This is a genomic window from Amycolatopsis sp. NPDC045836 (assembly GCF_056431745.1).
Window position 1 is genome coordinate 86,670 of record NZ_JBWKKF010000013.1, and the last position, 13,178, is coordinate 99,847.

Annotated in this window: 15 protein-coding genes; 9 read left to right on the forward strand and 6 right to left on the reverse strand. The window is 71.5% G+C overall.

All coding sequences use genetic code 11. The annotated features are described in order from the left end of the window. The first annotated feature begins 3 nt into the window (after window positions 1–3). The 5 genes from cysD (at window position 4) to AC07EG_RS24690 (ending at window position 4,533) form a co-directional block, all read left to right on the forward strand. Window positions 4–924, forward strand: coding sequence for a sulfate adenylyltransferase subunit CysD (gene cysD / locus AC07EG_RS24670; RefSeq protein ID WP_478255536.1), 921 nt, complete (start codon window positions 4–6; stop codon window positions 922–924). Further along, window positions 924–2,186 carry a sulfate adenylyltransferase subunit 1 gene (locus AC07EG_RS24675; RefSeq protein ID WP_478255537.1) on the forward strand — a complete coding sequence of 421 codons (1,263 nt, stop codon included), beginning with the start codon at window positions 924–926 and terminating at the stop codon, window positions 2,184–2,186. The genes cysD and AC07EG_RS24675 overlap by 1 nt, the downstream gene beginning before the upstream one ends. Beyond that, a complete protein-coding gene (locus AC07EG_RS24680) occupies window positions 2,183–2,902 on the forward strand; it encodes a sirohydrochlorin chelatase (RefSeq protein ID WP_478255538.1) in 720 nt (239 codons plus the stop codon). The genes AC07EG_RS24675 and AC07EG_RS24680 overlap by 4 nt, the downstream gene beginning before the upstream one ends. 167 nt (window positions 2,903–3,069) lie before the next feature. Continuing rightward, a complete protein-coding gene (locus tag AC07EG_RS24685) occupies window positions 3,070–3,708 on the forward strand; it encodes a cyclase (RefSeq protein ID WP_478255539.1) in 639 nt (212 codons plus the stop codon). Window positions 3,709–3,762: 54 nt separating this feature from the next. After that, complete coding sequence (locus tag AC07EG_RS24690) at window positions 3,763–4,533, forward strand: enoyl-CoA hydratase-related protein (RefSeq protein WP_478255540.1); 771 nt, start codon at window positions 3,763–3,765, stop codon at window positions 4,531–4,533. A 50-nt stretch (window positions 4,534–4,583) separates the two neighbouring features. Here the strand turns inward: AC07EG_RS24690 and AC07EG_RS24695 are convergent, their stop codons facing one another. From AC07EG_RS24695 to AC07EG_RS24705, 3 genes are read right to left on the reverse strand one after another with little or no spacing between them, the layout of a single operon-like run. Further along, entirely contained in the window at window positions 4,584–4,958 is a 375-nt protein-coding gene (locus tag AC07EG_RS24695) for a barstar family protein (protein WP_478255541.1), read from the reverse strand. Further along, window positions 4,955–5,368, reverse strand: a complete 414-nt coding sequence (locus tag AC07EG_RS24700) for a guanyl-specific ribonuclease (protein ID WP_478255542.1) — start codon at window positions 5,366–5,368, stop codon at window positions 4,955–4,957. Before AC07EG_RS24700 ends, AC07EG_RS24695 begins: the two co-directional genes overlap by 4 nt. 10 nt (window positions 5,369–5,378) lie before the next feature. Further along, the gene (locus AC07EG_RS24705) at window positions 5,379–5,579 is read right to left on the reverse strand and encodes a hypothetical protein (protein ID WP_478255543.1); all 201 of its coding nucleotides are present in this window, start codon (window positions 5,577–5,579) and stop codon (window positions 5,379–5,381) included. A gap of 57 nt (window positions 5,580–5,636) precedes the next feature. Here AC07EG_RS24705 and AC07EG_RS24710 point away from each other — a divergent pair, with 57 nt between their 5' ends. The 3 genes from AC07EG_RS24710 (at window position 5,637) to AC07EG_RS24720 (ending at window position 9,285) form a co-directional block, all read left to right on the forward strand. Beyond that, complete coding sequence (locus tag AC07EG_RS24710; protein ID WP_478255544.1) at window positions 5,637–6,602, forward strand: zinc-binding dehydrogenase; 966 nt, start codon at window positions 5,637–5,639, stop codon at window positions 6,600–6,602. Window positions 6,603–6,712: 110 nt separating this feature from the next. After that, window positions 6,713–7,726, forward strand: coding sequence for an alpha/beta fold hydrolase (locus tag AC07EG_RS24715; RefSeq protein ID WP_478255545.1), 1,014 nt, complete (start codon window positions 6,713–6,715; stop codon window positions 7,724–7,726). Window positions 7,727–7,842: 116 nt separating this feature from the next. Then, complete coding sequence (locus tag AC07EG_RS24720) at window positions 7,843–9,285, forward strand: amino acid permease (protein ID WP_478255546.1); 1,443 nt, start codon at window positions 7,843–7,845, stop codon at window positions 9,283–9,285. Window position 9,286: 1 nt separating this feature from the next. On the opposite strand, the gene AC07EG_RS24725 is transcribed toward AC07EG_RS24720, so the two are convergent. Genes AC07EG_RS24725 through AC07EG_RS24735 form a run of 3 tightly spaced genes read right to left on the reverse strand, consistent with a single transcriptional unit; the run spans window position 9,287 to window position 11,183 of the window. Beyond that, on the reverse strand, window positions 9,287–10,333 hold the full coding sequence (locus AC07EG_RS24725) for a nitronate monooxygenase (protein WP_478255547.1): 1,047 nt from the start codon (window positions 10,331–10,333) through the stop codon (window positions 9,287–9,289). Continuing rightward, window positions 10,330–10,977 carry an LLM class flavin-dependent oxidoreductase gene (locus AC07EG_RS24730; protein WP_478255548.1) on the reverse strand — a complete coding sequence of 216 codons (648 nt, stop codon included), beginning with the start codon at window positions 10,975–10,977 and terminating at the stop codon, window positions 10,330–10,332. Before AC07EG_RS24730 ends, AC07EG_RS24725 begins: the two co-directional genes overlap by 4 nt. Beyond that, a complete protein-coding gene (locus AC07EG_RS24735) occupies window positions 10,902–11,183 on the reverse strand; it encodes an LLM class flavin-dependent oxidoreductase (RefSeq protein WP_478255549.1) in 282 nt (93 codons plus the stop codon). The genes AC07EG_RS24730 and AC07EG_RS24735 overlap by 76 nt, the downstream gene beginning before the upstream one ends. Before the next feature lie 143 nt (window positions 11,184–11,326). On the opposite strand from AC07EG_RS24735, the gene AC07EG_RS24740 reads away from it, so the two are divergent. Continuing rightward, a complete protein-coding gene (locus AC07EG_RS24740) occupies window positions 11,327–13,063 on the forward strand; it encodes a family 20 glycosylhydrolase (RefSeq protein ID WP_478255550.1) in 1,737 nt (578 codons plus the stop codon). Window positions 13,064–13,178: the final 115 nt, after the last annotated feature.

A 13,178-nucleotide genomic window follows, 5' to 3' on the forward strand; every position in this document is an offset into this window, starting at 1 on the left:
AACGTGACGACGCTCGAGCCAGCGACCGACGCGGCACAGGACAACCTGGCCGCGCTCGAATCCGAGGCCATCCACATCTTCCGGGAGGTGGCCGGGGAGTTCGACCGCCCGGTGATCCTGTTCTCCGGCGGCAAGGACTCCACCCTGCTGCTGCACCTGGCGATCAAGGCGTTCTGGCCGGCCCCGGTGCCCTTCCCGCTGCTGCACGTGGACACCGGGCACAACTTCGACGAGGTCATCGCCTTCCGCGACGAGGTGGTCCGGCGGCACGGGCTGCGGCTGATCGTGGCGAACGTGCAGGACTGGATCGACGACGGCAGGCTGGCCGAGCGCCCCGACGGCACCCGGAACCCGCTGCAGACCCAGCCGCTGCTGGACACCATCGCCGAGCACAGGTTCGACGCGGTGTTCGGCGGCGGGCGGCGCGACGAGGAACGCGCCCGCGCCAAGGAGCGGATCTTCAGCCTGCGCAACGCCTTCGGCCAGTGGGAACCGCGGCGGCAGCGGCCGGAGCTGTGGAACCTCTACAACGGCAGGCACCGCCCGGGTGAGCAGGTGCGCGTGTTCCCGCTGTCCAACTGGACCGAGGCGGACGTGTGGCACTACATCAACCGGGAGGGCGTCGAACTGCCCTCGATCTACTTCGCGCACCGGCGCAAGGTGTACCAGCGCGACGGCATGCTGCTCACCGAAGGCCCGTGGGGCGGGCCGCGCGCCGGTGAGGACGTGCGCGAGCTGAGCGTGCGCTACCGGACCGTCGGCGACGGCTCCTGCACCGGCGCCGTCGAGTCCACCGCGTCCACCGTGGACGAGGTGATCGCGGAGGTGCTGGCCAGCAGGCTCACCGAGCGCGGCGCCACCAGGGCCGACGACCGGCTGTCCGAGGCGGCGATGGAAGACCGCAAGCGAGAGGGTTACTTCTGATGTCGGGTCTGCTCAGACTGGCCACCGCGGGCAGTGTCGACGACGGCAAGTCGACCCTGGTCGGCCGCCTGCTCTACGACACCAAGTCGGTGCTGGCCGACCAGCTCGACGCGGTGACCAGGGCCAGCGTCGACCGCGGACTGTCCACCCCGGACCTTTCGCTGCTGGTGGACGGGCTGCGCTCGGAACGCGAGCAGGGCATCACCATCGACGTGGCCTACCGCTACTTCGCCACGCCGAGGCGCAGTTTCGTGCTCGCCGACACCCCCGGGCACGTGCAGTACACCCGGAACACGGTGACCGGCGCGTCCACCGCGCAACTGGCCGTGCTGCTGGTCGACGCCCGCAACGGCGTGGTCGAGCAGACCCGCCGCCACGCCGCGGTGCTGGCCCTGCTGGGCGTGCCGCGGCTGGTGCTGGCGGTGAACAAGATCGACCTGGTGGACTACGACGAAGCCACCTTCGCGGTGATCGCCGAGGAGTTCGCCACGCACGCCACCTCGCTCGGGTACGCCGAAGGCGACGTGCTGTCCATCCCGGTTTCCGCGTTGCAGGGCGACAACGTGGCGGTCAAGTCCGAGCGCACCCCCTGGTACGCCGGGCCGACGCTGCTGGAGCACCTGGAAGAGGTGCCGGTGGCACCGGACCCGCACGACGCGGCGTTCCGCTTCCCGGTGCAGTACGTGATCCGGCCGCGCACCCCGGAGTTCCCCGACTACCGCGGCTACGCCGGGCAGATCGCGGCGGGCAGCGTGCGCCCCGGTGACGAGGTCGTGGTGCTGCCGCACGGGTCGCGCAGCCGCGTCGAGGCCATCGACACCGCGGACGGGCAGCTGGCGGAGGCGGGGGCGGGCACCTCGGTGACCCTGCTGCTCGAAGACGATCTGGACATCTCACGCGGTGACCTGATCGCCATCGCCGACCGGCCGCCGCGGGTGACCGGCGAACTCACCGCGGCGCTGTGCTGGTTGTCGGGCAAACCGCTCACGGCCGGGGCCAGGGTGCTCGTCAAGCACGGCACGCGGACCGTGCAGGCACTGGTCGACGCCATCGGCTCGCGCTTCGACGAGCAGACGCTGACCACTGTGGACAGTCCGGAATCGTTGTCGCTGAACGACATCGGCACGGTTTCCCTGCGCCTGGCGGAGGAGTTGCCGGTGGACGACTACGCGGTGAGCCCGCGCACCGGCGCGTTCCTGGTGATCGACCCGAAGGACGGCGACACGCTCGCCGCCGGGCTGATCGGCGAGCGGTTCGCGTGAGGCCGCTGGTCGTCGTCGCGCACGGCAGCCGGGACCCGCGGTCCGCGGCCACCGTGCGCGCACTGGTCGACCGGGTGCGCCTGCTCGATCCGCGGCTGGACGTGCGGGTGGCGTTCCTGGACCTGTCCGATCCGCCGGTGCCCCGGGTGCTGACCGGGTTGCACGACGAGGGGTACCGGGAGGCCGTGGTGGCGCCGCTGCTGCTGGGCAGCGCCTACCACGCGCGGGTCGACCTGCCCGCGCTCGTCGCCGAGGTACCGCAGCTGGACGTGCGGATCACCGGCGTGCTCGGTGCCGCTCCCGCGCTGGAAGCCGTGGCGCTGGACCGGCTGCGGGAGACCGGCGCCGACCTCGCCGACCCGGAGCTGGGCGTCGTGCTGGCCGCCGTCGGCTCGTCGAACGCGGCGGCGAACGCCGCGGTGAGCGCGCTCGCCGAGCGCTGGCACCAGCGGCACGGCCTGCTGGTCGCCCCGGCCTTCGCCAGTGCCACCAAGCCCGACGTGCCCGCCGCGCTGGCGAAGCTGCGTGCGCAGGGCGCGCGGCGGTTCGCCGTCGCCTCGTGGTTCCTGGCGCCGGGCCTGCTGCCGGACCGCGTCGCCGCGCTCGCCGGACCGCGGGTGCCGGTGGCCGCTCCCCTCGGTCCCGACGACCGCGTGGCCGGACTGGTGCTGGCGCGGTACGCCGAGATGACGTATCCGCAGTTCATGTCCGCCTGAACGGCGGCAGCACTGCTCCTTCCGGCTGGCTTCGTTCCCAGTGCCGGTCACCACCCGCTCATGGCAATGGTGACTCCTTGACGCGCTATTTAACTGGCCGGTAACTATCTACTCGCCGGCCGGCACTTCCCCCGAAGAGCACCAGCGATTTCCCGAAGGTGGAGACGATGAAGTCTGCCCTGCGCAAAACCCTGGCCACCGCCGTCACCGCGGTCGCGGCCGCCGCGCCGCTGTGCGCGACGGCCACCCCGGCTTCGGCGGCGGCCCAGGACGTGGTCCTGGACTGCCAGGCCAACGCCCCGATCGTCGGCCCGCAGCAGGCCACGCTGGACCAGACCGTGGACGTGACCGCGCCGGCGACGGTGGCCCCCGGGGGCGCGCTCACCGTGGTCGTCGACCCGGCGCCCGACACCGTGCCCAGTGACGTCAACGGCTTCAAGATAAAGCAGATCAAGAACTTCGCGCTCGAGATCCCGATCCCGGCCAACTCCACCTTCGCCAGCGCGAGCCTGTCCGGTGGTTCCGGGCTGGGCGCCACGCCGCCGAAGCTGGTGGTGGCCAACGGGGTCGCCACCCTGAGCTTCCCCGGCCCGCTCAACGGTGGCGCGGCGTTCGAACTGCCCACCGTGACGGCGGTCCTGACCGCCGGTCAGTCGGGCACGATCCAGACCAGGCTCGGCGGCACCAGCTACGCCGACCCCGGCCTGACCTTCGACACGGTGACCACGGTGGTCTTCGACGTCACCGCGCCGACGGCCTGCTTCCCCAACCCCAGCCCGGTGTTCACCACCACCGCGATCGGCTAGCTCCTCCCGCCACGGCTGCCGGGGTCTCCGGCAGCCGTGTGCGAAGGTGGGGCCATGGCTGAAGAACTGGTGCACTACGCGGTGTCCGGCGGCACCGCCACGATCACGCTGGACTCCCCGCACAACCGCAACGCCCTCTCGGCGCAGCTGCGGGCCGAGCTGAGCGCCGGGCTGACCAGGGCGCGCGAGGACGACGGCGTGCGGGTGATCGTGCTCGACCACACCGGGCCGGTGTTCTGCGCGGGCATGGACCTCAAGGAGGCCAGGGGCGCCGGGGCCGGCGACCAGGGCGTGAACGAGTTCCCGCGCATCCTCGACCAGCTGTGGACCAGCCCGAAGCCGGTGGTGGCCAAACTGGCCGGACCGGCCAGGGCGGGCGGCATCGGCATGGTGGCCGCCGCGGACATCGCGGTGGCGGTCAAGGACGCCACCTTCGCCTTCAGCGAGGTGCGCATCGGCGTGGTGCCCGCGGTGATCTCGCTCACCGTCCTACCGCGACTGAACGCGCGTGCCGCCCACGAACTGTTCCTCACCGGCGACAAGTTCGACGCGGTGCGGGCGGTGTCGATCGGCCTGCTGAACGCCGCGGTCGACCCGGGCGAGCTGGACGAAACCGTGGCCGCCTACGTCCGGTCCCTCACCCTCGGCGGCCCGAAGGCGCTGGCCGCCACCAAGGAACTGCTCAGCCGCCCCCGCCCCGCCACCCCGTCCGACGGTTTCGCCGAAATGACGGAACTGTCCACGGGTTTCTTCGCCGGTGAAGAGGGCCAGGAAGGCATCACCGCCTTCGCCCAGAAGCGCCCCCCGGCCTGGGTTCCGCGCTGACCCCGTGAAGCGGGCTGCCGGGACGTGTCACCCCGGCAGCCACCCACGGATCAGGCTTCGGTCAACTGGACCGTCAGGCTCCGCGAATCCGCCCGCGCCCCGTTCGGCGCCAACGCCCGTTGCGCGTCCGAGAGCACCCCCCGGATCGCCAGGTACGCCTTGGGGTCAGCCGTCTTGAACGCGTCCGAACCGGCCCAGATCAGCACGTGCTCCCCCGCGGGCAACCACGACAGGTCCGTCAGGCAGTCGTACAACGCGTCGAGGTTCCGGCCGAACCAGTCGGGGAACTCCAGTGCGGCCGCGATGGCGTCCAGCGCCGCGGCCTTGGTCACCGGCGCGGGGCCGGGCAGTACATGGGCGTAGGCACCACGGGCGCGGGCGCGCTCCGCCAGTGCTCGCGCATCCGGTTGTTCCACGGCGCTCACCTGCTCGGGTCCACGATGACGAACGAAGCGTAGTGGTCACCGGTGTAGTACAGCTCGCGCGCCGCGCCGGTGACCAAGCGCCGGGCACCGCGGTCTTCGCTGCCCGGCGTCTTCACGGTGTACTCCCGGTAGTAGCCGGGATCACGGGCGGGCAGCGTCTTCTCGCGGTTTTCGAACACCACCCCGTCGTTGCGGGGGTGGGGGAACGGGCCGTTCGAGCCGATCAGCCGCCAGGTCTCGGCCGCCTCCGGCGGCAGGCTGGACAGCGAGGCCACCGGCAGCCCGGATTCGGTGCCGGGCAGCGTGGCCGGCGGCGAGCCGTCCGCCACCAGGTCCTTGACCAGCCAGCCGCCCACCACGAGCACGATCAGGCCGATCAACGCGGCGGTGATCCGCCTCCGGTTGAACATGACCCGAAGACTACGACCGGCGTGCCGGATCCTCGCGCCGGGCCGAGGACAACCACCGGGAGAGCCGGTCGACCACCCGGTCGATCAGCCAGGCCAGCCCGGCGCACAACGGCAGCAGCACGGCCATGACCAGGATGAACTGCACCGGGAACCAGAGCTGCGCGAGCCACAGCTCCACCGAGTCCCACCAGTCCGACAGTCCGTCCAGCACGTGTCGAAGAATACTCCCCGATGGCCCCGGCCCCGGCCCGCCGGTAGGTTCCCAGCCATGTTCGCCGTATACGCCAAGGCCCCGAACCAGGACGACCCGCTGGACTCGCTGGTGGTCGGCGAGCGCCCCGAACCCGAAGTCCCCGAGGGCTGGGTCCGCGTCGCGGTCAAGGCCGCGAGCCTGAACATGCACGACATCTGGACCCTGCGCGGGGTCGGCATCAAACCGGAGCAGTTCCCGATGGTGCTCGGCTGCGACGGCGCCGGCGTGCTCGACGACGGCACCGAGGTGGTCCTGCACTCGGTGGTCAACGCTCCCGGCTGGCAGGGCGACGACACCCTGGATCCCAAGCGCACGCTGCTCACCGAGAAGTTCCAGGGCACCTTCGCCGACTACGTGGTGGTGCCCGCGCGCAACGCCGTGCCGAAGCCGGCGGAGCTGTCCTTCGCCGAGGCCGCCACCATGGGCACCGCCTGGCTGACCGCCTACCGCATGCTGTTCGTCAAGTCCGGCCTGCGCCCCGGGCAGACCATGCTGGTGCAGGGCGCCTCCGGCGGGGTGTCCACGGCGCTGGTCCAGCTCGGCCGCGCGGCCGGGTTCCGCGTGTGGGTCACCGGCCGCACCGAGCAGAAGCGGGCGCTGGCCGAGCAGCTCGGCGCGCACCAGAGCTTCGAATCCGGGGCCCGGTTGCCGGAGCGGGTGGACGCGGTGTTCGAGACCGTCGGCAAGGCCACCTGGTCACACTCGGTGAAGTCGCTGAAGCCGGGCGGCATCATCGTGGTCTCCGGATCGACCAGCGGGCCGGACGCCGGCGCGGAACTGCAGCGGGTGTTCTTCCTGCAGCTGCGGATCGCCGGATCGACCATGGGCACCCGCGACGAACTGCGCGATCTGCTCGACTACGTGCGGCTTTCCGGGATCCGGCCGCAGATCGGCGCGGAACTCCCGTTCGCCGAAGCGGCCACCGGCTTCCAGCAGATGCTGAACGGGGAAACGGCGGGGAAAACCGTCTTCGTCGCCTGATCGGCCCAGTGGTCGAGACCACCCGGCCAGCGGTAGGGGAACCCCTGACATCGGACCGTGACCGCACGAAACCGAGCGGAAATCCCGATTCAGTGCTTACCCTGGAGTGCATGACCGCACGGCAGCGGGAGGCACCACCGGCGACGGTGCAGGACGACTCGGTGATCCGGGTCGCCCACCGCCGCTTCGCGGGTGCCCGGACCCGGGTGCTGGAGGTCGGCAGGCAGCCGGACACCGGCACCCCGCGGCGCCGGTCCGCCCGCCGCGCCGCGCGGCCCGCCACGCCGAGACTGGTGCTGCTGCACGGTTACTGCGACAGCGCCGACACCTGGCGCCCGGTACTGGAAGAGCTGGCGACCGCGGGGCACTCCGCGGTCGCGGTGGATCTACCGGGTTTCGGCGAGGCCGACGCGCTGCGCCCCGGCGCGATGCTGCCGCAGCTGGACACCTTCCTCGCCGCGCTGATCAAGGAGCAGTCGGTGCTCGGCCCGGTGGTGCTGGTCGGGAACTCGCTGGGCGGCACGATCAGCCTGCGTGCGGCGCAGAGCACGCGGCTGCCGGTGGCGGGCGTGGTCTCGATCGCCTCGCCGGGTTTTGTCGACTCGTGGCTGATCCGCACGGTGGCCCGGTTCCCGGTGCCGCTGCGGCTGTACTCCGCGCTGCCGCTGCCGGTGCCCGCCTTCGTCGTCCGCGCGATCGCCGAGCAGGTGGTCCCGCGGCTGCTCTACGCCGACGCCGCGGTCGCCGACGTCACCCAGGTCCGCCGGTTCACCGACCTGTTCCCCGACTACCGCGCCACCACCGGCCGCCTGGAGCAGGCCAGGCAGCTGGTCGAGGAACTGGCCACCGCCTACCAGCTCGACGGCGTGCGCGCCCCGCTGCTGGTGGTGGCCTGCGGCAAGGACAAACTGGTCAGCGCCGCCGCCGGCAAGCAGCTGCACAGCCTGGTGCCGCACAGCAGGCTGCTGGTGCGCGACGACTGGGGCCACTGCCCGCAGCTGGACGACCCGCCCGCCATCGCGGAGCTGATCACCTACTTCGCCGCGAGCGCCACCCACGGCAAGAGCCGCCGGGTCACCGCACCGGCCACCGGGGCCGCGGGCACCGAGACCGCCGCCGGCTGAATCGAGTCGCCTCACCAGACTCGCCCGCCGGAGCTGCGCAACGCTCCCGCCACCGGGTACGGTGCCGCTTGGCCCGCGATCCGGGCCTTCGGACGAGCACGAACACGGGAGCGGACATGACCGTCGGCCAGAGCGGTTCCGGCAACGGGATCTTCCGGCGCAAGCCCATCGACCAGATCGAACCGGTGGCCGAGGGCGAGGGGCTGCAGCGCACCCTCGGCCTGCGCCAGCTGACCGCGATCGGGGTCGGCGGCATCATCGGCGCGGGGATCTTCTCCCTGGCCGGCGCGGTGGCGAACGAGACCGCGGGCCCGGCCGTGCTGATCTCGTTCCTGATCGCGGGCATCGCCAGCGCGGCAGCGGCGTTCTCCTACGCCGAGTTCGCCGGGCTGATCCCGCGTGCCGGTTCGGCCTACACCTACGGCTACGCGGTGCTCGGTGAGCTGACCGGCTGGTTCATCGGCTGGGACCTGCTGCTGGAGTACACCGCGATCGTGGCGGTGGTCGCCATCGGCATCAGCGGTTACTTCAACGACCTGCTCGGCTTCCTGAACATCTCGCTGCCGGAGTGGATGCTCGGCGCGCCCGGCACCGAGCCGGACGGGGTGGCGTCGGGGACCTACAAGGTGAACCTGTTCGCCGTGCTGCTGTGCCTGCTGATCGCGTTCATCCTGAACCAGGGCATGAAGAACGCGGCCAGGTTCGAGACGCTGCTGGTCTACCTCAAGGTCGGCATCGTGCTGCTGGTGATCGTGGTGGGGGCCTTCCACATCAACACCGACAACTACGACCCGTTCGCCCCGTTCGGCTGGGCGGGTGCGTTCACCGGGGCGGCGACGGTGTTCTTCGCGGTGTTCGGCTACGACGCGATGTCCACCGCGGCCGAGGAGTCGCAGGACTCCCAGAAGCACATGCCGAAGGCGATCATCTACTCGCTGGCCATCTCGATGGTGCTGTACGTGCTGGCCTGCCTGGTGCTGACCGGCATGGTCAACTTCACCGACATCGACAGCGAGGCCGCGTTCTCCAGCGCCTTCGCCGGGATCGGGCTGAAGTGGCTGGGCGCGATCATCGCCGCCGGGGCCATCCTCGGCATCCTGACCGTGTTGTTCACCTTCATGATGGGCGCGGCGCGCGTCGGTTATTCGATGAGCCGTGACGGGCTGCTGCCGAAGTGGTTCGCCAAGACGCACCCGGTGAAGAAGGTGCCGAGCCGGATCACCTGGGTGCTGGGCGCGGCCTCGGCGCTGATCGCCGGGTTCCTGCCGATCGCCGAGGCGGCCGAGCTGACCAACATCGGCATCCTGCTGGCGTTCGTGGTGGTCTGCATCGCGGTGATCGTGCTGCGGTACAAGCGCCCGGACCTGCCGCGTGGCTTCAAGACCCCCGGCATGCCGGTGGTGCCGATCATCGGCGTGGTCTTCTCGATCTGGCTGATCACCTTCCTGCAGCCGGAGACCTGGCTGCGCTTCGCCGCCTGGTTCGCCATCGGCCTGCTCATCTACTTCGCCTACAGCCGCCGGAACTCGGTGCTCGGCAAGGAGAACGCCGGCAAGTAGGTCACCGGCCGGAGAGCCTGGACACCGCGCGGCGCAGTTCGGTGTCCAGGGTTCCGATGATCTCGGCGGCCGGGGCGGACCTGCTCAGCGAGTAGGTCTGCCCCGCCCACAACGACAGCGCCTCCGGGTCGCCCGCCTTGGCCGCCGCCGCGCGGATCGGCTTGCTCAGGCTGTTCACCTGCGGGTACGCCGCCGGAGCGGCCTCGGAGTGCTCCAGCAGGAAGCGGTTGACCAGCCCGCGCGCGGGGCGGCCGCTGAACGCGCGGGTGAACGCGGTGCGGCGGCCCCCTTCGGCCAGCGCCCGCCGGTAGGTCTCGTTGGTGCCCGCCTCGTCGGCTCGCAGGAAAGCGGTGCCCAGTTGCGCGGCGATCGCACCGGCGGCGAGCACCGCGGCCACGTCGGCGCCGTGCACCAGCCCGCCGGTGGCGATCAGCGGCAGGTCCACTTCGGCCGCGACGAGCCGCAGCAGGGCGAGCAGGCCGTAGGTCTCGCCGCCCGCGGCCTCGGTCTCCTCGTCGGTGAACAGGGCGCGATGCGCCCCGGCCTCGAAACCCTGGACGCACAACGCGTCCGCGCCGACCTCGGCGGCCAGCCGGGCCTCGGCGGGCGTGGTCACGGTGACCACCACCTGGCTGCCTGCCGCGTGCAACCGTTCGACGTCGGCCGCCGACGGCCTGCCGAAGGTGAACGACACCAGCGGGATCCGCTGCGCCACCACCAGGTCCAGCTTCGCCGGGTAGTGGTCGTCGTCCCAGTCCGGGAGGCCGGGGCGGACGCCGTACCGCTGCGCCTCGGCGAGCAGCCGCAACTGGTAGCTCGCGACGTCGGGATCGCCTGCTTCCCCCGGCACGAACAGGTTCACGCCGAACGGGGCACCGGTGAGCGCTCGTGTGCGTTCGATCTGCTCCGCCAGCGCTTCCGCGGTGAGGTAACCGGCCGCCAGGAAACCGGACGCCCCGGCCAGGGTCGCCGCGGCGACCAGTTCGGGCGTCGACGGGCCTCCCGCCATCGGCGCGACCAGCACGGGCACTCGGAGTTCGGCGATCATGCTTCCGAGCGTACTTGCGGTGGCACGGTGAACGAATCCAGCGGCGAGAACAACGTCAGCACGAGTTCGTCGACCCCGGTGGCGGCGTAGGCGGCCAGTTCCCCGGCGAGGGTATCGGGCGTGGCGGCCAACGCGCGTTCGGCGACCGCCGCACCCGGTGCCAGCACTTCGGTCACCTCCGGGGTGAACCCGCGCAATGCCGGTTGCACCAAGGAAATTGCGTCCGACTGCCGCTCCGCGACGGCGGCGAGCACGAACGCGGTCACCCGGAACTCCCCGTCCCGCAACGCCTTGACCCGGCGCACCGCCGAAGTCGGGTACTCGCGGGAAGCACCGGCGCTCAGCGACACCCCGTCGGCGCACCGGGCGGCGGTCTCCAGCATCCGCGGTCGCACGGCCAGCAGGTCGACCGGCACGGCCACCGGGCCGTGGGCGAGGCGGAACCCGTCGAACCGGTACCCGGCCGAGGTCCCGGTCAACCGCTGCCCGGCCAGCAGCGCGCGCAGGGCGGTGACGAACTCCGCCATCACCCGCGCGCCACCGCGGTGGTCCCCGCCGAGCCGGGCGATCAGCGCCGGTTCCCCCAGCCCGGCCTGCGCCCGCACCCGGCCGGGACCGAGCCGGGCGAGCGAGGCCAGTTCCATCGCCAGCACCCCGGGGTGCCGCCCGGCCCGGCCACGCCGACGTCGATGCGGCCGGTCCTGGCGAGCCCCGCGGCGGCGGGCACGACGGCGTCGGCGAAGCCGGCGTGTTCGGCGAACCACACCCCGTCGAACCCACCGCGCTCGGCCACCTCGGCCCGATCGGCGCCGTCCGGGGTGAACCCGGGCAGGCACAGGCTCACTCGCACCGGACCACCGTATCGCCACATCGCACCCGTTCGGCGGTAACACCGGACCCCGGTTAGCCCGTATTGGTCTAGACCTCTATCCCGATCCGGTGGGAGAATCCGACTACAGGAGGCCCATGGTGAAAACCGGTGGAAGACCCCGCTTGCGCTCGCGGCTGGCCCGCGCGCTCGCCGCACTGACCATCGCGGGCGGCTCGCTCGCCGCGCTCCAGCCCGCGACCGCCACCGCCGCCGAGCCGCTGACCAGCCTGGTCCCCGTCCCGGTCTCGGTGCAGCCCGCCGCCGGGGTGAGCCACACCCTGGCCGAGGGCACCAAGATCTACGCGGCTTCGGCACCGGTCGGCGAATACCTCGCCGGCGTGCTGCGGAAGTCGACCGGCTACGCGCTGCCGGTGGAGGCCGCGCCGGCCAGCCCGCCGGCCGACGGCATCTCGCTGCTGCTGTCCGGCGCGCCGGGCACCGTCGGCGACCAGGGTTACCAGCTGACCGTGTCCGCCCAGAACGTGGTGCTGCGGGCGAACACCGCCGCCGGGTTGTTCAGCGGGGTGCAGACGCTGCGCCAGCTGTTCCCGGCCGCGATCGAGAGCCCCACCGTGCAGCCCGGCCCGTGGACGCTGCCCGGCGCCACCATCACCGACCACCCGCGCTTCGCCTACCGCGGGGCGATGCTGGACGTGGCCAGGCACTTCCACCCGGTCGAAGCGGTGAAGCGGTACATCGACCAGCTGGCCCTGTACAAGATCAACTACTTCCACCTGCACCTGGCCGACGACCAGGGCTGGCGGATCGTCATCGACAGCTGGCCCAACCTGACCACCCACGGCGGCAGCACCCAGGTCGGCGGCGGGCCGGGCGGCTTCTACACGAAAGCCCAGTACAGCGAGATCGTCGCCTACGCGGCGTCGCGGTTCATCACCGTGGTGCCCGAGATCGACATGCCGGGGCACACCAACGCGGCGCTGTCCTCCTACGCCGAGCTGAACTGCAACGGGGTCGCGCCGCCGCTGCGGACCGACATCGAGGTCGGCTACAGCTCGCTGTGCATCTCGAAGGACATCACCTACAAGTTCGTCGGCGACGTCATCCGGGAGATCTCCGCGCTGACCCCGGGCCCGTACTTCCACATCGGCGGCGACGAAGCCCACGCCACCTCGGACGCGGACTACCAGACGTTCATGTCGAAGGTTCTGCCGATCGTGGCGCAGCACGGCAAGACCGTGCAGGGCTGGCACGACATCGCCAAGGTGCAGTTGCCGGGCACCGCGGTGCCGCAGTTCTGGGGCACCACCACCAGCGACCAGGGCGTGGTGAACGCGGTGGCCCGCGGCAGCAAGGTGCTGATGTCCCCGGCGAACAAGGCGTACCTGGACATGAAGTACAACTCGTCCACCCCGATCGGCCTGAGCTGGGCCGGGTTCATCGAGGTGCAGACGGCGTACGAGTGGAACCCGGGCGCCTACCTCAGCGGCGTGCCGGAGTCGGCGGTGCTCGGCGTGGAGTCGCCGATGTGGACCGAGACCATCGTGAACAGCTCGCACATCGAGTACATGGCGTTCCCGCGGCTGGCCGCGCACGCCGAACTCGGCTGGTCGCCGTGGGCCGCGCACAACTGGAACCAGTTCCGCACCCGGCTCGGCGCGCAGGGGCCGCGGTGGACGGCGATGGGCATCAACTTCTACAAGTCCTCGCAGATCCCGTGGGACACCGGCGGCAACCCCGGCGTGTGCAGCCAGCCCGCCTGGGACGCCGCGACGGTGTACACCGGCGGCAACGTGGTTTCGCACAACGGTGCCAAGTGGACGGCGAAGTGGTGGACGAAGGGTGAGGAGCCCGGCACCACCGGCGAATGGGGCGTCTGGCGCGACGACGGTCCCTGCTGATCCCCGTGCGGGGGTGGGGGGGGGGGGGGGGACAAACAACACCCCCCCCCCCCCCCCCCCCCCCCCCTCTCTCATAGGGGGCGGTGGTTGGGAAAGAAGAGAAGAAAAAAAAACG

Excerpts from the sequence above, each read along its gene's own strand:
- AC07EG_RS24675 (WP_478255537.1), top strand. The coding sequence starts at position 924 with ATGTCGGGTCTGCTCAGACTGGCCACCGCGGGCAGTGTCGACGACGGC.
- AC07EG_RS24685 (WP_478255539.1), top strand. The coding sequence starts at position 3,070 with ATGAAGTCTGCCCTGCGCAAAACCCTGGCCACCGCCGTCACCGCGGTC.
- AC07EG_RS24690 (WP_478255540.1), top strand. The coding sequence starts at position 3,763 with ATGGCTGAAGAACTGGTGCACTACGCGGTGTCCGGCGGCACCGCCACG.
- AC07EG_RS24700 (WP_478255542.1), bottom strand. The coding sequence starts at position 5,368 with ATGTTCAACCGGAGGCGGATCACCGCCGCGTTGATCGGCCTGATCGTG.
- AC07EG_RS24710 (WP_478255544.1), top strand. The coding sequence starts at position 5,637 with ATGTTCGCCGTATACGCCAAGGCCCCGAACCAGGACGACCCGCTGGAC.
- AC07EG_RS24715 (WP_478255545.1), top strand. The coding sequence starts at position 6,713 with ATGACCGCACGGCAGCGGGAGGCACCACCGGCGACGGTGCAGGACGAC.
- AC07EG_RS24720 (WP_478255546.1), top strand. The coding sequence starts at position 7,843 with ATGACCGTCGGCCAGAGCGGTTCCGGCAACGGGATCTTCCGGCGCAAG.
- AC07EG_RS24725 (WP_478255547.1), bottom strand. The coding sequence starts at position 10,333 with ATGATCGCCGAACTCCGAGTGCCCGTGCTGGTCGCGCCGATGGCGGGA.
- AC07EG_RS24730 (WP_478255548.1), bottom strand. The coding sequence starts at position 10,977 with ATGGAACTGGCCTCGCTCGCCCGGCTCGGTCCCGGCCGGGTGCGGGCG.